Annotated in this window: 17 protein-coding genes; 3 read left to right on the top strand and 14 right to left on the bottom strand. The window is 68.1% G+C overall.

Going from position 1 to position 20294, the window contains the following annotated elements:
* The 5 genes from M9914_09805 to ulaG all read right to left on the bottom strand — a co-directional run.
* On the bottom strand, nt 1–332 hold a 332-nt coding region (locus tag M9914_09805; protein MCO5174470.1), incomplete at its 3' end, for an ABC transporter permease.
* A 140-nt stretch (nt 333–472) separates the two neighbouring features.
* Nucleotides 473–1975 carry an ABC transporter substrate-binding protein gene (locus M9914_09810; protein MCO5174471.1) on the bottom strand — a complete coding sequence of 501 codons (1503 nt, stop codon included), beginning with the start codon at nt 1973–1975 and terminating at the stop codon, nt 473–475.
* 35 nt (nt 1976–2010) lie between these two features.
* Nucleotides 2011–2745 (bottom strand): creatininase family protein, encoded by a 735-nt coding sequence (locus M9914_09815; GenBank protein MCO5174472.1) that lies wholly within the window; start codon nt 2743–2745, stop codon nt 2011–2013.
* Nucleotides 2746–2806: 61 nt separating this feature from the next.
* The gene (locus M9914_09820; protein ID MCO5174473.1) at nt 2807–3634 is read right to left on the bottom strand and encodes a BtpA/SgcQ family protein; all 828 of its coding nucleotides are present in this window, start codon (nt 3632–3634) and stop codon (nt 2807–2809) included.
* A gap of 74 nt (nt 3635–3708) precedes the next feature.
* Nucleotides 3709–4770 carry an L-ascorbate 6-phosphate lactonase gene (gene ulaG / locus M9914_09825; protein ID MCO5174474.1) on the bottom strand — a complete coding sequence of 354 codons (1062 nt, stop codon included), beginning with the start codon at nt 4768–4770 and terminating at the stop codon, nt 3709–3711.
* Between the two features lie 282 nt (nt 4771–5052).
* Between ulaG and M9914_09830 the strand changes: the two genes are divergently transcribed.
* Nucleotides 5053–6030, top strand: coding sequence for a sugar-binding transcriptional regulator (locus M9914_09830; GenBank protein ID MCO5174475.1), 978 nt, complete (start codon nt 5053–5055; stop codon nt 6028–6030).
* A 173-nt stretch (nt 6031–6203) separates the two neighbouring features.
* Here the strand turns inward: M9914_09830 and M9914_09835 are convergent, their stop codons facing one another.
* The 7 genes from M9914_09835 to M9914_09865 form a co-directional block, all read right to left on the bottom strand.
* Nucleotides 6204–6953, bottom strand: a complete 750-nt coding sequence (locus tag M9914_09835) for a GntR family transcriptional regulator (GenBank protein ID MCO5174476.1) — start codon at nt 6951–6953, stop codon at nt 6204–6206.
* A gap of 104 nt (nt 6954–7057) precedes the next feature.
* A complete protein-coding gene (locus tag M9914_09840) occupies nt 7058–8404 on the bottom strand; it encodes an MmgE/PrpD family protein (protein MCO5174477.1) in 1347 nt (448 codons plus the stop codon).
* Nucleotides 8404–10152, bottom strand: a complete 1749-nt coding sequence (locus tag M9914_09845) for a gamma-glutamyltransferase family protein (GenBank protein ID MCO5174478.1) — start codon at nt 10150–10152, stop codon at nt 8404–8406. Before M9914_09845 ends, M9914_09840 begins: the two co-directional genes overlap by 1 nt.
* A 9-nt stretch (nt 10153–10161) precedes the next feature.
* Entirely contained in the window at nt 10162–11061 is a 900-nt protein-coding gene (locus M9914_09850) for an ABC transporter permease (GenBank protein MCO5174479.1), read from the bottom strand.
* Nucleotides 11058–11948 carry an ABC transporter permease gene (locus M9914_09855; GenBank protein ID MCO5174480.1) on the bottom strand — a complete coding sequence of 297 codons (891 nt, stop codon included), beginning with the start codon at nt 11946–11948 and terminating at the stop codon, nt 11058–11060. The genes M9914_09850 and M9914_09855 overlap by 4 nt, the downstream gene beginning before the upstream one ends.
* Nucleotides 11949–12006: 58 nt before the next feature.
* Nucleotides 12007–13494: an ABC transporter substrate-binding protein gene (locus M9914_09860; GenBank protein ID MCO5174481.1), complete on the bottom strand. Its 1488-nt coding sequence runs from the start codon at nt 13492–13494 to the stop codon at nt 12007–12009.
* A 58-nt stretch (nt 13495–13552) separates the two neighbouring features.
* Nucleotides 13553–14707, bottom strand: a complete 1155-nt coding sequence (locus M9914_09865) for an aminotransferase class I/II-fold pyridoxal phosphate-dependent enzyme (GenBank protein ID MCO5174482.1) — start codon at nt 14705–14707, stop codon at nt 13553–13555.
* Nucleotides 14708–15093: 386 nt separating this feature from the next.
* Between M9914_09865 and M9914_09870 the strand changes: the two genes are divergently transcribed.
* Together M9914_09870 and M9914_09875 are read left to right on the top strand one after the other, a co-directional pair.
* Entirely contained in the window at nt 15094–15348 is a 255-nt protein-coding gene (locus tag M9914_09870) for a hypothetical protein (protein ID MCO5174483.1), read from the top strand.
* The gene (locus M9914_09875; GenBank protein MCO5174484.1) at nt 15345–15788 is read left to right on the top strand and encodes a PIN domain-containing protein; all 444 of its coding nucleotides are present in this window, start codon (nt 15345–15347) and stop codon (nt 15786–15788) included. Before M9914_09870 ends, M9914_09875 begins: the two co-directional genes overlap by 4 nt.
* A 125-nt stretch (nt 15789–15913) precedes the next feature.
* Here M9914_09875 and M9914_09880 read toward each other — a convergent pair whose 3' ends face one another.
* Both M9914_09880 and M9914_09885 read right to left on the bottom strand, forming a co-directional pair.
* Nucleotides 15914–17644 (bottom strand): ABC transporter ATP-binding protein/permease, encoded by a 1731-nt coding sequence (locus tag M9914_09880; protein MCO5174485.1) that lies wholly within the window; start codon nt 17642–17644, stop codon nt 15914–15916.
* 11 nt (nt 17645–17655) lie between these two features.
* Nucleotides 17656–20220: an ATP-binding cassette domain-containing protein gene (locus M9914_09885; protein ID MCO5174486.1), complete on the bottom strand. Its 2565-nt coding sequence runs from the start codon at nt 20218–20220 to the stop codon at nt 17656–17658.
* Nucleotides 20221–20294 lie beyond the last annotated feature (74 nt).

The raw sequence follows: 20294 nt of genomic DNA on the forward strand, positions 1-20294 counted from the left end.
AGGACCAGCGCCAGCCCCACGGCGGCGATCCCGAGCTCGAACGTGGCTGGGAGGCGGGCGATGAGGAGAGGCAAAGCGGGTTCACCATGCCGCAAGGACTTGCCGAAGTCGCCCCTGACCGCCGCGGCGAGAAATCGCAAGTACTGAGCCGGCAGTGGGTCGTCGAGACCGAGACGGGCGCGCATGGCCGCGATGTCTGCCGCGCTCGCCGAGGGCGGCAACATCAGGGCAGCTGGGTCGCCCGCCAAGCGGGTAAGCCCGAACACCATGACGGTGACGCCGACTATGACGAGCAGGCCCGTAAGGAGCCGGCGTGCTAAGTAGGAGATCACACTGGCCTCACCCTACGCATGGCTGCTCCGCGCGGCCGCCATGGCCCTCGGTCTTACGCGCCGAGGCTGCGTCCGCACCGAACGCAACGGTGGGGCGCCCGGAACGCGGCACCCCACCATACGCATGCATGATCCGTAGGTCAGTCCGCCAGCGAGAGCGGGTAGAACCAGGGAACCTCGTCGGCCCGCAGCGTGAAGTTCACGCGGTCGTTCGCTCCCCATAGTGTGTCGACCTGGAAGAGGAACGCGTGCTGAGCGTCCTCCTTCATGAGCCTCTGAACCTCGCTATAGAGTTCGGCCCTTCGTGACGCGTCGAACGTCGACCTGATCTCCTGGATCAAGGTGTTGACTTCCGGGTTCGAATAGCGGCGGCTCATGTCGCCGGCCGCTAGCCATTCGACCAGCCAGAACGGCTCGAGGAACACGTCGCCTAGGCTGTAGACGTAGAGAGGAGCCGCTTGGTTCGCACCCCGCTTCTCCTGGAACACGCCGAGTTCGTAGGCGTTCTCCTTGACGTCGATGCCTATCTGGGACCAGTAGCCGGCCACGGCCTGAGAGAGCGCGTAATGGTCGGCGACCGAACCGGTGAAGTAGTCGAACTCCACCGAGAAGCCGTTGGGGTAGCCGGCTTCGGCCAGCAACGCCTTCGCTTTCTCTGGGTCGTACGGGTACGGCTCGACAGACGGGTCGAAGCCGAACGCCTGCGCCGAGACGATCGTCGCGGCCGGCCTGCCGAGCCCGCCGAACAGGCGGTCGATGATGGCCTGGCGGTCGATGGCGTAGTTGAGCGCCTGCCTGACCCTCACGTCGTCGAGCGGCTTCACCGAGGCGTCGATGGAGATGTAGAACACCCGTGAGGCCGACACGCGTTCGACGCGCAGTTCCGGACGCGAGTCGATCATGTCGACCATCACGTGCGGCAGCCCTTCTATGAGGTCGACCTCACCGGCGATCAGCGCCGCCACGCGCGTGGCGTCCTCGGCGATGGGCCTCACAACGATCTCCTTGACGCTCGGGGCACCGCGCCAGTAGTTCTCGTTGGCCGCAAGTACCAGGCGCTCGTTCTTCACCCACTCCTTCAAGACGAACGGTCCTGTTCCGACGGGGTGCGTGCCGAAATCGTCACCGGCTTCCACCGTGTACACCGGCGGCAGCATCGGCCCGAACAGCTCGGCGAGCCGCGCCGGCAGCAGCACGTCTGGACTGACCGTATGGATGTCCACCGTGAACGCGTCTACGATGTCGACACCCGTGATGGTGTTGATCTGAGACCAGGTCGTGGCCGGGCTGTCGGGGTTGCCAGCGCGCGCGAGGGTGAACTGCACCGATGCGCTATCGAAAGGCTCCCCGTTCTGGAAGGACACGCCTTGACGCAAGTGGAAGCGCCACGTGGTGTCGCCGACCTGCTCCCAAGACTCCGCGAGCCCCGGGACCAGGGTCCCGGACGCGTCTCTCGCCGTCAGCCCGTCGAAGACGTTCGCCAAGAACGCTTCCGACTGGCGGCCCACCACCTTATGCGGGTCAAGCGTGTTCGGTTCAGCCTTCACGGCAATCGTGACGGTCTGTCCGAGCGCGCTGCTCACAGCTACCGTCGTCGCTAGGATCAACAGCAGCCGCACTGCCAGGTTCACGATGGATCGCACTGTATGCCTCCGGAATCTCGACCAATGAACGTCGTCTAGGTAGCCTCGAACGCCTCCTGCACTAGCTCGGTCATCACCTCCAGCCAGCGTGAGATCAAACGCTCACCTTTCTCCGCCGTAGCGGCCGATGCATCTCCGAAGACCCCTGTCCGACTGAACTCTCGCCATGGCACGACGCGTCCCGCGTAGCCGGTGGGCACTTCCGGGTACTCACTGGGAGCCAGCTCCATCCGGCACGCCTCGGGGGCAACTGCCAGCATCAGCGAGGTCTCTATCTCGGCCGCATGGAAGTTGTTGCCGTTCCACAAGGGCGTCTCGGCGATCCCGTCCATCACCTGCTTGGTGCTCGGATAACAGATCCTCAGTGTCACCATGTCCGGGAAGAGCTCTAGGAGCCTCCGGGCCGCGGAGACCATCACCTGGGCGTTGCCCATATGGCCGCTCAGCAGCACGAGCCGGCGCACGCCGTGCCGATAAAGGCTGTCCGCCACGTCTACCAGTACCGCCTCCAGGGCGGACGGGCTGAGGCTGATGGTGCCTGGGAACTCGCGGGCCGACCAGACTTGCCCGTAGTTGAGCGTAGGCAGATACAGGCCGTCGCAACTCGCCGCCAGGCGCTTCGCCCAGAACGACGCCATCACGTTGTCGGTTCCCATGCTCATGTGGGGACCGTGCTGCTCCGTGGAACCCAGCGGGAGGATGACGGGGCGCGTCGCGGTCAAGGCGACCTCCGCCTCCGGCCAGGTCATGGCGTCCAAGGCTCGGTTCATCCTCGCCCGCCCTTTGCCGACCGGCTCACATCGACTCCGGCCCTGCCGCGGCTCCGACCGTTCATCCCGCTACTACGGCTCCGCTGCCGCGCAGGGTGTTCACGACGCCCATGAACTCCTTGACCCTGGAAGCGTCGATCTGGTTCCACGTGACGCCGGCGCGCTTGAACGAGGAGCCGACGATCGCCCCATCGGCGTTCTCTAGCATCTGCTTGACGTTCGCTACCCTCACGCCCGTGTTGGCGAACACCGGAGTGTTCGGCAAGCCGGCCTTCGCTTCCTTGAGCCAGGCGGGCGACACCTCGGTGCCGGCGGTCTGCCCGGACACGCAGACGGCGTCGGCCAACGAGCTGAACACGCTGGTGGCGGCGATGGTCGAGAGCGAGCGGTCGCCTACGGAGACGGAGAACTCCGGCACGATGTTGAACAGCAGCCTGATGTGGTCGGCGCCGATGTTGCGCCTGAAGCGTAGAGCGGCGCCAGGATTGCCGCTCCACAAGCCCATGTCGCCCGCGTACGTGCCGGTGAAGACCTCGCGCACGAAGCCGGCGCCGGTCGCGTGGGCGACCGCTATCGCAGCGATCGGGTCCCAGAGGAAGTCGATCCCGAAGGGGATCGAGATGTCGCGCGTGGCTTCGGCGACGACCTTCGTCATCGCTGCGACTATCTCCGGCCCCATCTGTAGCTGGTAGGGCCGGTCGTTCTCGTTGCAGAACAGCACCGCGTCGACGCCGCCGCTGGCCAGGCCGGACAGGTCGGCAAGCGCACTGTCGATGATCTTGCTCATGCCGGCGGAACTGTCGTACAGGGGTGTGCCGGGCAGCGCCGGGAGGTGAACCATCCCGACGATGGGCTTCTCGGTTCCGTAGACCTCGGTTAACCAGGACATACTCTCTCCTTCGTGGCGTCGTTCGCTTGGGACTTTCGTGTGCGCTCGGGAGCGTCGAGCCTAGAAGTGCCGGCTCAGAGAAGGGCTGGGAACGGCAGGTCTGGCTCGTGGCTGAATGCGTCCTCGAAGCCGCGCCGGTGGTTGTAAACGAGCCGGTCGGCATGGTCCGGGTACACGAACTTGCCGCCTACCTGCCAGATGAAGGGCTTGAAAGCGTATTGCAGACGGTCCTTACGCATGTTCCAGAGCACGATGATCTCGTTGGGGTCGCCCTGGAAGTTGCTCCAGATGTCGTGATGGACGGGCATGACGACCTTGGCGTTGAGGCTCTCCGCCGCCCTCAACACGTCGTGCGACGACATCTTGTCCGTCATGCCTCGCGGGTTGTCGCCGAACGCGCACAGCGCTACGTCGACCTGATGCTCGTTGCCGTGCCGCGCGAACCAGTTCGAGTAGTGGGAATCGCCGGCAAGGTAGACGTTGCCGCCGGGCGTCTTCACCAGGTAGTTGACGGCTTTCTCGTTCATGTCTTGGACAGGCTGACCGCGCATCTGAACCCCGGCCGGCGCGGTCACTAGCGCGGTCCTGTCGAACGCCTCGAGCACTACGATCTCGAGGTCTTTGAACTTGAGCGTGTCGCCAGGTCGCACGACCACGCAGCGGTCCTCCGGCACCCCCCACGAGAGCCATGTCTGAACGCTCGACTGCGGTCCGACGAAGGGTACGTCGGACGAGCAGTTCGCCAGCACGGCTGCGGCGACGTTCTTGTCTATGTGGTCGCTGTGGTTGTGGGTGGAGAGGACGGCGTCGACCTCCCGGATAGCGAACGGGTCCAGGACACACACCGAGTTCCGCAGGTTCGGCTGTGGCTTGCGAGCGCCGATCGCACGTGCGTGTTGATGGTGGGGCGGCATATCAGGAAGGTTCTTCGTGCGCTTACCGGTCCCGACCCACAGGTCGACGCAGAGGTTGGCCCCGCCCTCGGTCTTCACCCATACTCCGGTGCAGCCTAGCCACCAGAGCGCGAATGTGCCCGGTTGGACTACCTCGCTAGCGATCTCTTCGTTCAGCCACGTTCCCCATTCGGGGAACGTCTCCAGAATCCACGACTCTCTTGTGATGCTGCTGATCGCCACCCTAGACCCTCCAGACTGTCTGGGCTCATCGCCCGCGATAGCCACAATCCTAGGCGGCCGCCGTCTGAATTGTCAAGACGAATTCGCATGTCCTTGCACATTTGTGCAAGCAGATCCGGCGCCCCGAGTCGAGAGACCTCTATCCTAGGTTGCAAGATAATCGCGCTCTAAACGAACTTATCCATACAACGCCCGATGCCCGGCCGGCCCCACGCCCCTCGACGGCCGAGACCCAGCGGGGCCGTTGAGTACAATGGTGCACATATGTGCAAGAATGGAGGAATGAAGGCGATCGGCGCCGACCAGGGCCCGCAGGAACCAGTGAGCAGCTCGCCGGCGGCGGCCACCCTCATGCTCGAAGCCGCTCGCCTCTACTACGAGCAGGACCAGACTCAGGGAGAGATCGCGCGCAGGCTCGGAACATCGCGCTCCACGGTGTCGCGGTTGCTCCGCGACGCCCGGCGCCTGGGAGTCGTGCGCATCACCCTCGACTATCAGTGGGCGCGCGACAAGGCCCTGGAGGCCGGACTCGTGAGCCGTTTCGGCTTGCGGGAAGCCAGGGTGCTGCAGAACCCCAGCTACACCCACGAAGAGCTCCTGGACGGCCTCGGCCGCCTCGCGGCAGACCTGCTCGCGGGCGAGGTCCGTGAAGGGATGATCCTCGGCGTCTCTTACGGACACTCGATAGCGGCGACCGTGGCCCATCTGCAACCACGCGAACGCGTCCGCATGACCGTGGTCCAGATCATCGGCGCGCTAGGCTCGGCCGACCCGCGCATAGAGGGGGGCGACTTGACCCGCGAACTCGCTCTAGCCTTCGGTGGCGAGTACCGTTACCTGTTCGCCCCCCTCATGGTCGAGAGCGAGCGCGCACGGGACGTTATCCTCCAAGAGCCGCTCGTCCGCGAGACCATCGACCTCGGCCGGGCCGCCGACCTAGTGTTGATAGGCATCGGCTCCCCCAGCTCCGTGAGCTTCTGGTCCGGCTACCTGTCACACTACGACCTCTCGAAGCTCCGCCTCAAAGGGGCCGTGGGCCATATGTGCGCGGAGTTCTTCGACCATGACGGGAAGGTCCTCGACATCCCCATCAACAAACGCTCGGTGAGCATCGGCCTGGAGTCGCTCCGCGCCGCCAAACGCGTGGTAGCCGTGGCGGGCGGTCCCGAGAAAGCCGACGCCATCGCGGCAGCCCTACGCGGCGGCTACATCGATGTGCTGGTCACCGACGAGTTCGCGGCTCGGAGTGCGTTGGCTTGATGGGATCCAAGCGTCAACTCCGCATTCGGGTCCCAACTTGCTTCCGAGGCCGTGCCCCAGCCGCCTCGCGACAATGACTAGTGTCATCAATGCGTAGGTAATGCAACCATCAGCGCGCCCATGAACCAGCGCCCTTCCTACCCGCCTAGACAACTCAGCTATCCGAAGACACACTAGCCCCCGGCCACCGCCGGTCCAATCCCGGCCTCCCTGGCAACCGGCCCATCCCCACCCCCCCGCAACACCCGATCCACATGCCGCCAAGCCTTCACCGCGTGCGCGGCGCAGAGCGCCTGCATCCGCTCGCCGTCGCGCTTGCGCAGCGCTTCCAGCATCTCGGCGTGCTCGAGCAGGCTGCTCTCGATGCGGTCCTCGGTCTGCCAGACGTAGAAGCGCACGAGGCTGACGCTCGTCCATACTTCCTCGATCTTGTTGAGGAGGAGCGCGTTGTGGGCGGATACCGCGATGGCCCGGTGGAAGCGCGTGTTGTTCCTCATGATGTCGTCTCTGACGCCCTGGTCGGAAGCTTGTAGGCGCGAGAGGCGTTCGATGATCTTGAAGTGGGCCTCCACCAGCCGGAGCTCGTCCTTGGTCGCACGTTCGGCCGCGAGCTTGCCCGCCAGCCCTTCCAGGGCCGAGCGCACCTCGTAGACGTCGCGCGCGAACGCGAGGTCGACCTTGCGGACGAAGACGCCGCGGTACGGCACCGTGGTCGCGAGCTGGCTCGCGACGAGCTGGTTCAACGCCTCACGGAGCGGGGTCCTGCTGACGCCGTAGCGCTCGGCGAGGTCCCGCTCCACGAGCTTCGTGCCAGGTGCCAGGCGCCCGGTGAGGATGTCGTCCTTGAGGCGTTCGACGACCCATTCTGCCGTCGTGCGGGCAAGGGGGTCCTCCTCGCGGGTGGAACTGACCGTGTGTCTCACTCCTCAGTCAGGTTAGCATCGCGCTTCCCACGAGCTTCGGCCGGGGAGCGCGTGGCCGTGACCAGCGGCGGTCGCGGTGGCGAGGCAGGACCCGCGGTCGAGGGTCACAGCGTGAGGAGCGGCCGGAGCCGCTGGACGTCGTCGAGGTTCGGCAAGCCGAGCACCGCCCGCACCAGCTCGGCGCACCTCTGCGCGCCGAGGAGCGGGACCAAGAGGTCCTCGGCCTTCCTAACCACCTCGTCCTCCGGCATCGGGTTGTCGTAAGTGCCGCGGACGGCGCGCGTGTGGTGCCTCAGGCTCCTGCCGTCCTTGAGCTCGATCTCGACGATCCCCTGCCGGGGCGGGTCGGTGTCGTCCAGGCTCGCGTCGCCGATGAGCCGGATGCGCTTCTTCAGCTCGACGACGTCCGGCGCGGCCATCCTCGCGTAGTCCTGCGAGGCGGTGAAGACGAGGCCGCCGTCGAGGAGCGTCACGGCCATGATGTGCTGGAGGTTGATGTCCGGCATGTGCCGGTCGTCCACCGTCTCGGCGCCGCCGGTCGGCAACCTGACCGTGAGCCGCTCGATGCGCTCCGGAGAGAGGTCGTGTTCGGCCATGAGCGCCGTCAACGAGTCGACGGCCGCCTGGATGGGCGAACCGACCGGCCACCGCTTGATGTTGGTGCGCATGATCTCGTGATCGGTGCCGAGCCCGCGCGTCAGCTCGCCCGGCTCCCCGTGCGGCGAGAACGCGCCCATGAAGTTCGTCGGCCCGTCGAACACGTCCGCCACGCCCGTGAAGCCGTTCAGCACCATGTCGACGGCGCTCGTGCCCGCCCTCACCGGCATGCCGGCGAACACGAACGCCTTCTCGACGTGCTCGAGGTCACGGCGCCAGCTCGCCAGGCCGGAAGCCTGCTGCGCCGTGTAGGAGAGGGCGTACCTGACCGCGTCGAAGTCGAGCCTGGTCAGGGCGGCGGCGGCGGCCATCGCCCCGAACGCGCCGCTGATGCTGTAGGTGCTGCGCTGGGTGCGCTCGAGCACCGGCACCGTTATGGCCAGGTTCACGCGGGTGCAGACGTCGTAACCGAGCACCACGGCCCTGAGCAGGTCCTCGCCGCTGGCGCGCGTCCAGTCGGCGGTCGTGAGGGCCGCCGGCACGATCGAGCAGCCGGGGTGGGTCAGCGACGGGGCGTGCGAATCGTCCGTCTCGTCCGCGTGAGCGAGGAGCGCGTTCACGAAGGCCGCGGTGAGGTAGCCGGTACTCGCCCCGCTGCCCAACACGAACGCCTCGGGCGGCCCGCCCAGGCGGTCGGCGTAGGCCAAGGCGCGCTCGCCGGGGAGCAGCTGCGTTCCCGAGAGCATCGCCGCGACGGTGTCGAGCACGTGATGCTTCGCCTTGAGCGTCACGGCGGGCGGCAGGGGCTTGCTCAGCGCCGAGGAGATGTACTCGGCCAGCGCGTCCGTGATCATCAGTAGCCCCGCACCCCGCTATGGCTCCGCGGCTCGGAACCGCCGACGTACAGGCCCGCCGTCCTGTCGATCTTGAGGACCTGCATGCGGGAGTAGACCTCCTGGTACATGGGCGACACGTCGAGCTCGTGGCCGCGGGCGCGCAGCACGTCGAGCGTCTCGGCCCCGACGCCGTCCTCGATCCGGAGCTCCATGTCGTGCGCCTCGCAGTGCATGCGCGGCGCATCGAGAGCAGCCTGCGGCCCGAGGCCGAAGTCGATCATCTGGACGAGCGCCCAGACGGTGCCGGTGATGATCCGCCGGCCTCCCGGAGCCGAAAGGGCGTACACGGGCTCGCCGTCCTTGAACACGAGCGTCGGCCCGCTGTTGCGGAGGATGCGCTTGAAAGGCGCGATCGACAGGGCGTGCCCGGGCGCCGGGTTGGCCCCCTCCATCGAGTTGTTGAGCTGGAACCCGAGGCCTGGTACCACCACCTTGCAGTTGGAGAAGTTGGAGGAGGTTATGAGCATGAGGTTGCCCTCGGCGTCGCCGGCCACCATGAACGTCGTGTCGGAGTCGGGCTCCTTCGCCGTGCCGCCGCCCGTGATGGCCGCAAGGTCGAGGCCGAACTCCTTGTAGAGCTTGGACCCGCTGGCCTGGTGCCGCCAGGGGTTGCCCGGACTATGCAGCTTGGCCCGCTTCGGGTCTATCAGCTTCGCCCGCTGGCGCGCGTAGCTCTTCGACATCAGCCCGTCGTACGGCACCGGTACCTGGTCGCGGTCGCTCACGTACGCGTAGCGATCCGAGAACGCGAGCTTCATGGCCTCTGCGACGACGTGTATCAGGTCGGGGCTCAGGTAGCCCAGCGACCTGAGGTCGAAGTTCTCCAGGATGTTCATGATCGCGGCGATGGTGGAGCCGTTCGCGCAGTTGGCGTAGCCGTGGATCTCGTAGCCCCGGTAGGTGCTCACGCTCAAGGGGCCCGACTCGACCTTGTACGACGTGAAGTCGACGTCGCTGAGGATCCCACCGTGCTCCTCGACCCAGGAGACGATCTGCTTGGACACGTCGCCGCCGTAGAAGAGGCCGGGGCCTTCCGCGGCGAGGCGGCGCATCGTCTTCGCCATGTCGCCCTGCACGATGAGCTCGCCGGGCTTCAGCTCCCGGCCGTTCGGGAAGAAGGTGGCCTCGAACGGCTCGATCAGGGCGGGGTCGCCGTGCTCGAGCAGGAGGGCGCGGGTGGCGTTCATGCGCCGCGTGTAGATCTCGTCGGCGACGAACCCCTCCTCCGCGACCTTGATGGCCGGGGCTAGCACCTGCTCCCACGACCACGTCCCGAAGCGCTCCTGCACGTAGTGGTACTGCGCCACCGTGGTTGGGGCATACATGGCGCGGAAGCCGAGGGCGTTCGCGTCGTCCTTCACCTTGACGCGGTCGACGTCGCCGTAGAACTCCGGCACCTCGAGTAGCTCGTCCTTGAACATGTCGGCGTGGGCCTTGGCGGGCGCCTTGCTGGACGCGTCGATGCCGACCACCTCGCCGGTGGTGCCGTCGTAGAACGCCATATGGCCGCCGTGGCCACCCAGGCCGCACGAGAACGGCTCGTAGACCATCATCAGGAACCCGGTCACGACGGCGGCGTCGACGGCGTTGCCGCCCTGCTTCATGACCTCGACGCCCCAATCGGCGGCGCGCTCGTCGCAGGCGGCCACGATGGCGTCGCGGGCGACTACTTCCTTCTTCGGGTAAGGGGCTTCGGCCGTCTTCATTCCGGTCTCCTAGTCGTAGGTCCTGGGGTCGAAGTTGTCACGCAGCCAGTTACCCAGGAACAACAGGCTCAGCGTCAGGAGGGAGATCGCGAGGCCGGGCAGCGTCGCCAGCCACCAGGAGCTGGTGATGAAGCGGCGGCCGTCGGAGAGCATCTGCCCCCACGTGACCGCCGGGGGCTGCACCCCGAAGCCGAGGAAGCTGAGGCTGGCCTCGAGGATGATCATGCTCGCCACCTTCAGGGTGCCGACGACGATGATGGAGCCGAGCACGTTGGGCAACACGTGCTTGATGAGCACCTGCGCCGTCCGCTGCCCCAGCCCGATGGACGCCTCGACGTACTCGCGGTTGCGGAGGGAGAGCACCTCGCCCCTGACCACCCTGGCGGAAGTGATCCAGCCGAACAGGCCCATCACGAGGATCAGGAGCCAGAGGCTCGGCCCGAACACGCCGAGGATGGTGATGTAGAGGATGCTGCTGGGGATGCTGATGATCACCTCGGTGATGCGGGTGACGATAGCGTCCACCCTGCCCCCGAAGTAGCCTGCGCACAAGCCCAGCGTCACGCCGATCAGGAGCGCGAGGCCCGTCCCGAACACCCCGACGGCCAGCGCCACCCGAGAGCCGTAGACGAGCCGACTCAGGATGTCGCGCCCCAGCTGATCGGTGCCGAGCAGGTAGCGCGCATCGCCGGCCTTGTCCCACACGGGGGGCGTGAACCGGTCGCCGAGGTTCTGTTGCCTCGGGTTGTGCGGGGCGATCAGCGGAGCGAAGAGCGCGACCAAGACGAACACGGTGAGCACCACCGCGCCGAACACCGCCGGCGGGTTGCGCAGGAGCTCGCGCCCCGCGCGGCGCAGGCCAGGCGCCCGCTTCGCGACCCGCTCCTCCCCTGGGCTAGTGGTCGTCATCGGTACGTGATCCTGGGGTCGACGACGACGTAGACGAGGTCGACGACGAGGTTGCCGAGGATGGCGAGGAAGGCCGTGAAGACGACGATGGCCTGGACGACGGCCATGTCGCGCCCGTTGATAGCGGTGATGAACAGCAGGCCCATACCGGGCCAAGCGAAGATACTCTCGGTCACGACGGAGCCGGACAGCAGCCCGGGAACGGACAGCCCGAGGACGGTTATGTAAGAGATGGCGGCGTTGCGCAGCCCGTGCTTGAAGAGTACCGAGCGCGCCGACAGGCCCTTGGCCCTAGCCGTACGTATGTAGTCGAGGCTCATGACCTCGATAAGGTTGCCCCGCAAGAGCCGCATGAGGAGTGCCGACATGCCGGTGCCGAGCGTGAAGGCGGGGAGGATGAGGTGCCGCCACGTTCCCGAGCCCGATACGGGCAGGAGGCGCAGGTTGACGGAGAACAGCAAGATCAGCATGATGCCGAGCCAGAAGTTCGGGATCGCCTCCCCCACTACGGCGTAGAAGCTGGCGAACGTGTCAGGGAAGCGGTTGCGGAACCGGGCCGCTATCAGCCCGGCCGGCAGGCTGATGAGGATCCCTATCAGCAGCGCGGCGCCGCCGAGCGCGGCGGTGGCAGGCAGGCGGCGGACGACGAGGGGCAGGGCCGGCTGGTTCTGGTAGATGAACGACCGACCGAAGTCGCCGTGGAGGGCGTCGCGCAGGAAGTATACGTACTGGAGCGGCAGCGGTTGGTCGAGACCCAAACGCGCTCGCAAGGCTTCGACCTGGTCGCTCCCGACCTGCCCCACGACCATGTCGTCGTCGCCGAGGTAGATGGCGAGGGGGTCGCCGGAGAACCTGACCACGACGAACAGGAGCAAGGTTATCCCCAAGATCGTGGGGATAACCTGCAAGAGGCGTCTGAGGACGTAACCGAACACCGCGTATCGCTCAGTTGGCGGGGCGGGCGTCGAACATGAGGAGGCTGCCGTCGGGGCGCGGGCTCCAGTCGAGGTCATCGCTGACGCCGATGAAGCCGACCGAGTTGTAGAGGTATATCTGCGGCAGCTCTTCCACGAGGATCTCCGTGGCGGCGTCGAGGAGCTCGGCGCGCTTCGCCGTGTCCATCTCGCGGTTGGCGGCGCGCACGAGGTCGCTGAACTCCTCGTTGCACCAGTGGCTCCGCTGCGAGTGCGCCCCCTCCGGGCACTGCAGGTCGCTCAGGGTGGAGCCGTAGTCCATGGCGGAGTTGCTCGAACCCACGCCCGCCATGTTCGTGAACTCGCCCGGCGTCCAGTACTTGCTGGACCAGACGCTGCTCTCGAACAGCTGGATGTCCGGCACGATCCCGACCGCCTCGAGCATGGCGGCGGTCAGCTCGGCGCGGTCGCTGACGCTACTGGCGCCCATGATCGTGATCGTCAGCTCACCCGGGCCGTAGCCGGCTTCGGCTAGGAGCTCGACGGCCCTCGCGGGGTCGTAGTTGTAGGTGCCGTAGTACTTGGTCGGCATGAAGTTGTCGCCCGGGCCGGTGCGCACGCGCGTAGGCGTACCGTAGCCGTTCTCGAGGACGTCGATGAAGACCTGGTTGTCTATCGCGAGGTCGATGGCCTCGCGCACGCGCTTGTCTGCCGTGGCTTGCCCGTCGGACACGTTCAGCGTCCAGTGGACGACGCGGTTCGTCACCTGGGTCGTCACGTGCGCCACGCCACTCGACTCGACCCGCTCGAGGTCGTTAGGGCCGATGTTGGAGACGGCGACGCCGCCCGTGACGAGCTCGCTCACGCTGGTCGTCGACTCCGTGATCACCCTGAAGACGAGCTCGCTGAAGGCGGCCTTGCCGCCCCAGTAATCCTCGTTGACCGCCAGGACGAGCCTGTCGTCGGGGCGGTACTCGACGAACTTGTACGGGCCGGTGCCGATGGGCGCCTGCGTGGCCTTGTCCAACCCGACGGCCTCGAAGTAGTGCGCGGGCAGCATCGAGGTAGCCGGCATCGTCAGGTTGACGGGGAGGAGCGGATCCGGGTTGGCCATGTGGAGGACGACCTCGTACGGGTTGACGATCTCGACCGACTGGAGCTCGGCCATCAGCACGTGCCGGATCAGCTCTTGGTTGGTCGCGAGGCGCTCCAACGTGAACTTGACGTCCTCGGCATCGAACGTCTCGCCGTCGTGCCATCTGACGCCCTGGCGGAGCGTCAGGTGCCAGTCCTTCTCGTTGACGACGTCCCAGGACAGCGCCAGCGACGGGACGATCTGGCCCTCACGGTCCAAGGCGAGCAGCCCGTCGAAGATGTTCGGGTAGACGTCGTTCGCCACGGTCCTGGTCGTCTGCGTGGGGTCGAAGCCCGGCATCCCCTCGCTGATCGCGATCGTCAGCGTCTGGGCGTTCGCGCTCCAAACGAGCGCGGCGATCACTAGTACCAACAGTCTTCTCATCTATTGCACCGCCTTCTTGTCCTGAGTTCTGGTTTGTCGTCCACGGGGGAAGGTATGCCTACTCCACGATCGCCTCCAAAGCCGCTGCGAGACGGCCTACCGCCTCGCCGACCCGCGCTTCCGGCAACGCGGCGAACGAGAACCTCAGGTGGCGCTCCCCACTCGGACCGAACGCGCCCCCCGGGGTGAGCACGAGGCCTTCCCTGCTGGCGATCGTCTTGGCCAGCGTCGCGGAGTCCAGGCCGGAATCGACGCGCAGGAAGTAGAAACACGCCCCCTCGGGAAGGCTGTAGCTCACCTTGGGGACCGCCGCCAACGCTTCGTTCAGCAGCAGCCGCCGCCGGTCGTACGTCGCCACCATCGCGCGGACGTGCTCCGCGGCTTCCGAGTAGGCGACGCTCGCGCCCTTCTGAGCGAAGGCGCACGGCGACGAGATCAGGTGCTGGTGGATGATGAGCATCCTGTCGATCAACCAACTCGGTCCCGCGGCGTAACCGACGCGCCAGCCCGTCATGGCGTAGGCCTTCGAGTAGCCGTTGATGAGCAGCACGCGCTCGCGCGCGCCGGGCAGCGACGCGAGGCTGACGTGCTGCCTGCCGTCGTAGACGAACTCCTCGTAGATCTCGTCGACGATGGCCAGGATGTCGTGCGCCGCCAGCAGGTCCACCACCGCGGCGAGCTCCTCGCGCGTGAACACCGTCCCCGTCGGGTTGTTCGGGTTGTTGAAGACGAAGGCGCGCGTCCGCGGGGTGATCGCGCGCTTCAGGGCGTCGATGTCAAGCCGGTTGTCTCGGAGCGTGACCATGCGCGCAACGCCCCCGGCCAGACCGATCATGCCGTTGTAGGCGACCCAGCTAGGGTCCAGGACGAGCACCTCGTCGCCCGGCTCGACCACGGCCTGCAGGCCGACGTAGAGCGCTTCGTGGGTGCCGGCCGTGATCAGCACCTCGCTCTCGGGGTCGTAGGCTACGCCGTTACGTGCACCGAGCTTGAGCGCCACGGACTCGCGCAGCTCTGGCAGACCGCGCGAGGCGGTGTAGGTCATGTACGTGTGCGGTATCTGGATGGCGGCGATGACGGCCGCCTTGACGACGGCGGGCGTGTCCAGGTCGGGCCGCGCGGTAGCCAGGCTCAGGACCTCGCGCTCACCGCGCTCGAAGCTTGGGATACCCTCGGCCGCCGTGTTGGTGGCCTTGGGTTGGACGCTCCTCAAGCGTGTGGGCAGGGGTAGAGGGTTCAGGCGACCCTCCCCGACCAGCATCTGGTTTGCATGGGGTCAGATGGTATACCAGATTGCTTAGGAACGCAAGGCGTGGATAGGATGATCGCGCTAAATAGGGCTTGTTCTTCATGTTCACCCAAGGCCTGGTATTCATGGGAGCCGTTCGTGTTGGGCGGCCCCGTGTCGGACGGCCTCGCGCTGGGCAACCTCGTGCCGGACGCCTCGGCTCGTCGGCGGGCCGCCTCAGCGGCGTGGTCGGGGGCGTGGGGCGGGTGTGAGCGTGGGCGTGGGTGCGGTGCCGGATGCAGGGCGCCAATGGGGCGCCAGGGGTGGGGCGCACATCATGTCATCACTATCATTGATGCTATGATTCAGCCATGCGCACCACCGTCACCCTCAGCCCCGAGGCTGCGGCGCTGATACAGAAGGCCATGCGCGAGCGCGGCCTCTCGTTCAAGGAGGCGGTCAACGCTGCCATCCTCCGGGGCTTCGCCCCCCCCGCCTCCGACGAACCCTTCAGCACCCCGAGCTTCGACTTGGGTGCTGCTCGCGTTCCGGTCGAGCACGCCCTCCGGCTGGCCGGCGAACTCGAGGACGAGGAACTACTGCACAAGCGGGCGCTCCGGAAGTGAAGCTGGTCGACGCCAACGTGCTTATCTACGCCGTCGACAGCCGGGCCGAGAACCACGCAGCGGCCAAGGGGTGGCTCGACGCCGCGCTCTCCGGCGGACATCGGGAGACGGTGCTGCTGCCCTGGATCAGCCTGCTGGCCTTCGTCCGCCTCGTCACGCACCCGGCCGTGTACGAGCTCCCGCTCACGACGGACCAGGCCTTGAGCGTGGCGGAGGCCTGGCTCGGCCGACCGAACGTCGTCACGCCCGAACCAGATACGGCGCACGCCCGGCGCATGCGCACCCTGCTGAGCGCGACCGGCCGCGGCGGGAACCTGGTCAACGACGCGCACCTGGCGGCCATCGCCCTGCAGTACGGCGCTACCGTCGTCACCTTCGACAGGGACTTCGCGCGGTTCCCGGAGCTCGACTGGGAAGTGCCGGGGCTGGGCGGTTCCTAAGCACGAGGGCGCCTAGTCGCCCCCTCCCCTGCCCGCTCTCACCGCCGAGACCCGAGCCCGCCTCTCACCTCAACGCCCACGCGGCCGCCACAGCTCGCCGGCGGTATCATGGCCGGGTTCTCGACTCACCCCAACGTCCACGCGGCCGCCACCTGCCGCTGGCGCCAGTAAGCCGCGAACCGCCCACCCAGCGCGAGCAACTCGTCGAGCGTGCCGGCCTCCCGGACGGCGCCGCCCTCTATGAAGACGATCCGATCGGCGCTCGCGATCGTGTTGAGGCGGTGCGCCACTATGACGCACGCTTGCTTGCCGCGCCGCTCGGCCAGGGCGGACATGAAGCCGGCCTCCGTCAGGGTGTCGAGCGAGCTCGTCGCCTCGTCGAGGAGCAGCACGGGCGCCTCCTTGAGGAGGGCTCTGGCCAGCGTCACACGCTGGCGCTCGCCACCCGAGAGCTGGCCGCCGCCCTCGCCGACGGGCGTGAGCCAGCCGCGCGGCAAGCGCGCGATGAGCTCGCTCAGCTGCGCGGCGCGCGCAGCCTCGTCGCATTCGGCTACGGTCGCTCCCGGTCGGCCCGCAGCCACGTTCTCGAGGAGCGTGTCGCCGACCAGCGCGATCGACTGGAAGACGGCGGACGTCCTCTCCGTTATGCCCTCCGGGCCGAGCACGTCGTGCGGCACACCCGCGTAGCTGATGGTGCCGGCGTCCGGCGGCATGAGGCCGGCCATGAGCGCGAGCAGCGTGCTCTTGCCGGAGCCGGACGGCCCGACTATCGCCAGCGTGGCGCCGGGTGGCACCTCGAAACTTACGCCGGAAACGACGTCCGTTGGGCGGCCGGGGTAGCTGAAGCCTACGCCCTCTAGGCAGATGGCGGGGGTGTCGGGCCGCTCCTGGGGCGTGGCGGCCTCTCCCCCGCCCCGCCGCACGACGACGGCGCCGGCCGGCGCCTCGAACACCCCGTCCAGACGCGTCAGGATCGCGAGGGCGCCGGCCAGCGTCGCGCCCAGCCGGTCGAGCTGCATGAAAGGGTCCAGGAACCGCGCGGCCACGACGATCAGCGCGGCCGCTTCGACCGCCGTGGTCGCGCCGCTCGTCAGCGAAACGACGACCTGCAACGGGATGAGCACGAGCGCGGCTACGCGGATAACGGTCACGGCCTGATGCCCGACGACGCTCGTGACGGCCAGCCCGCCGGCGGCGGCGCGCTGCTGCTCAACGGCCTCGTCGACCCGCGCCTCGGCCCCCTGCGCGGACAGGCGCAACAGGGGCTGCAGACGCGAGAACTCGGCGAGGGCGCGACCGAAGCGCTCCGCGGCCTCGAACCACCGGCGCTCGCTGCTCCGCGTGAGCGCCACCTGCAGCGCGAAGGCGCCCAGGTGAAGGGCGACCAGGCCGAGCAGCACCCAGGCGAGCCCCGGCGCGAAGAGGAAGACGCCGAGCGCGACGAAGGTCGTCGTGAACACGGCGTCGCATAGGGGCGCCAGGAGGTGGGCGAACCCCTGCGCGAGCTCGATGCCGCCGCTCGAGAACATCTGCTCGAGGCGTTGGCGCCTCTCGGGAGTGAACCAAGCGAGCGGGGCGCCCCGGATGCGCCCGAGGAGCACCGAGTCGTGGCGGGCCGCCACGCCAAGGCCGACGTCGAACGCCGCCAGCGACGCGCGCAGGTCGACGACGGTGCCCACGACGAGCGCGGCGAGGAACGCCGCCAGGTACCACCACGTGCCGGCGCTGCGGGTGGCGAGACCGACGATGAGGGGGACGGCCAGGACGGCCGTGGCCGCGCGTCCGAGCGACCCGGCCAGGAGCCAGGCGAGCGCGGCCATGGAGGCCCGACCGAGCTTGGCGGCCTTCAGCAGCATGCGCAGGCTCCTCACGCCGCCACCCCCGTCTCGCGCCAGAGCCGCGCGTAGAGGCCCTCCGCGTTCAGCAGGTCGGCGTGCGTGCCGCGCTCGGCCACCGCGCCGTCGTCGATCACGACGATCTGGTGGGCGTTGGCGATCGTCTGGAGGCGGTGCGCGATGACCAGCACGGTCCTCCCGGTGACCAGCTCCGTGATGGCGCGCTGCATGAGCGCTTCTGACTCGGGGTCGGCGTAGGCGGTGGCCTCGTCTAGCACGACGACGTCCGGGTCGGTCAGCAGGAGCCGCGCGATCGCGAGGCGCTGCGCCTCGCCTCCCGAGAGCCGGAACGCGCCGCCAAGGCGCGTGGCAAGGCCGTCGGGCAGGGCCGCGACGACGCCGGTCAACTGCGCCGCGTCCAAGGCCCTGGCGAGCTCGTCGTCGGTGGCGCCCGGCCTGGCGAGGCGAAGGTTGGCCGCCACCGTGTCGTCGAGGAGCTGCGGCTGTTGGAACACGAAGGCGAGGCGCCGGCCGAGCTCGTCGGCCGGGTAGTCGGCGAGCGGGCAGCCGTCGAGGGTGACGGCGCCGCGCTGCGGGTCGTGAAGCCTGGCCGCGAGGGCGGCGACGGTCGACTTGCCCGCGCCGGAGCGACCGACCAGCGCGGTGACCGTGCCCGGACTCAGGTCGAGCTCTAGGTCGCTGACGACCGGCCGCCTGGGGTGATAGCCGAACGTGACGGACTCGAACCGCAGGCGACCCCGTAGGCGCCCGCGCCCGTCAGGCAGCGGTGCGGTCGAGGTCGGCGGTGCCAGGGGCGGCTCCTCCAGCAGCAGACCGATGCGCTGCGCCGCGGCGTTCGCCTCGCGTACGGCGGCGGCCGTGTAGAGGAGGCCGAGGATGCTCGTCCCGAAGCTCGGGGCCAGCACGAGGAACGGCACCAGCCGCCCGAGGCCGAGGGCGCCGGCCATCACGAGCGGCACGCCGACGAGGACGTACATGCCGAACACGGTCGCGGGTCTCACGACGATGTCGGTGAGGGCGCGAACGCGGGCCGTCGGGCGCTGCAGGCGCTGGAAGAACGCCTGGCGCTCCTCGAGCAGGTCGGCGAACGCCGGGGTGGGGAAGAGCCGGTCGACCTGGACCGCGGAGAGGAAGGCGGCGGCGCGCGTCTTGACGCGTTCCAACCACTTGACCGACTTCTTCAGGTCGTCGATCCCCGCGTAGTAGACCCGCGCGTAAGACACGTAGGCGACGGCGACCGGCAGGAGCAGGAGGAGCGCGAGGCCAGCGTGCGTCCAGAGGAGCGCGAGGAGGATGAAGACGGGCGGCACCGCCGCCGCCACGATGTCGGGCACGGCGTGGGTGGTGAGGACGTGGAGCCTCGAGCTGTCGCCCTCGACCGCCTGCTGCACGCGGCCCGAGCTGCCGCGGTCGAACCACCCGAGCGGGAGCGTGCGGAGGTGGGCCACCAAGCGCTTGCGCAGGCCGGCGCTGAAGCCAGCGTCGACCACGTGGCCGGCGCCGAGGACGAGGCTCGTCAGCAGGGTGCCGACGCCGCCGAGCACGGCGAGGGTGACGATGAGCCGCGTGACGTTCGCGGGCACGTCGCCACCGGCGAGGCGCGTGGCGAGGTAGCTGAGGCCGAGTAGCGGTAGGAGCTCCAGGAGGCTCGCGAGGGTCTGGGCGGCCGCGACGTAGCCGAGGAACCGCCTGAGGGGCGCGAGCAGCCGCGTGCCGGCGGCGCTGCGCCAGACGCCGGGCGCGGCGTCGCCGGCGCCACCGGCCTTCCCGGCGTTCTTACCCGTTCCCTTCGTGCGGGGCGCGCGGACGGCCTCCCCGGCCTCGTCCGCCGTTCGGGTGGTCCCCATCTCCTTCCCCTTGACCCAGTAGGCCTGGTAGTGCGTCGAGGCTTTCGGGAAGCCCAGCTCGCCCAGGGCCAGGCGCAGACGCTTCGTGTCGGCTGCCTCGATCACGACCCAGGCGAACCAGTCGGAGCGGTCCGTGGCGGCGACCGCGGCCACGACCTCCTCGATCCCCCGCTCCGTCGCCACGCGGACGATGTTCAGTTGCGGGTGGTCGACTACCGGCAGCTGCGCGAGGTGCGCCTCCTCGCAGTAGAGGACGAGGTCGATGGGGAGGTGGTCCGGGAGCGACGCGACGATCGCGTTGGCAGCGGGCAGGGAGGCCTCGTCGGCGATGAGCAGCCAGCCGGCCGGCTCGAGCTCCGGCTGCCGGAACCCCTCGCCGCCGTAGTACTGGACGGCGATGCGGTCGCCGACCTCGGCCTGCTTGGCCCAAGCCGACCCGGGGCCGTCGGCGGAGTGGAGGAGGAAGTCGATGGCGAACCGCCCCGTCTCCGGCTCGATCTCGACCATCGTGTAGCCGCGCTGGAACTCGCGCCCGCTCCCGTCCACGGCGGGCAGCCAGAGGCGCAGCCACGCGCCGGGACCGTACTCGCGCTCGCTCACGAGCTGCTTGCTCGCGAACGTGATACGCCGGTAGAGGGGCGTGTGCTGGGTCACGGCCGTGACCTCGAGCTCGCGGTCCTCGGCCCCGAAGGCCTTCATGAACCAGCCTTGCCAGCCGCGTCTAGCCATGTCGGTTCCGCGCCATCGGCGCAACGTGCCTAATCCAGAGTTATTTGATCAAGATTAAGCCGGTGGTCGCCTGC

Source organism: Trueperaceae bacterium, assembly GCA_023954415.1.
GTDB lineage: Bacteria > Deinococcota > Deinococci > Deinococcales > Trueperaceae > JAAYYF01.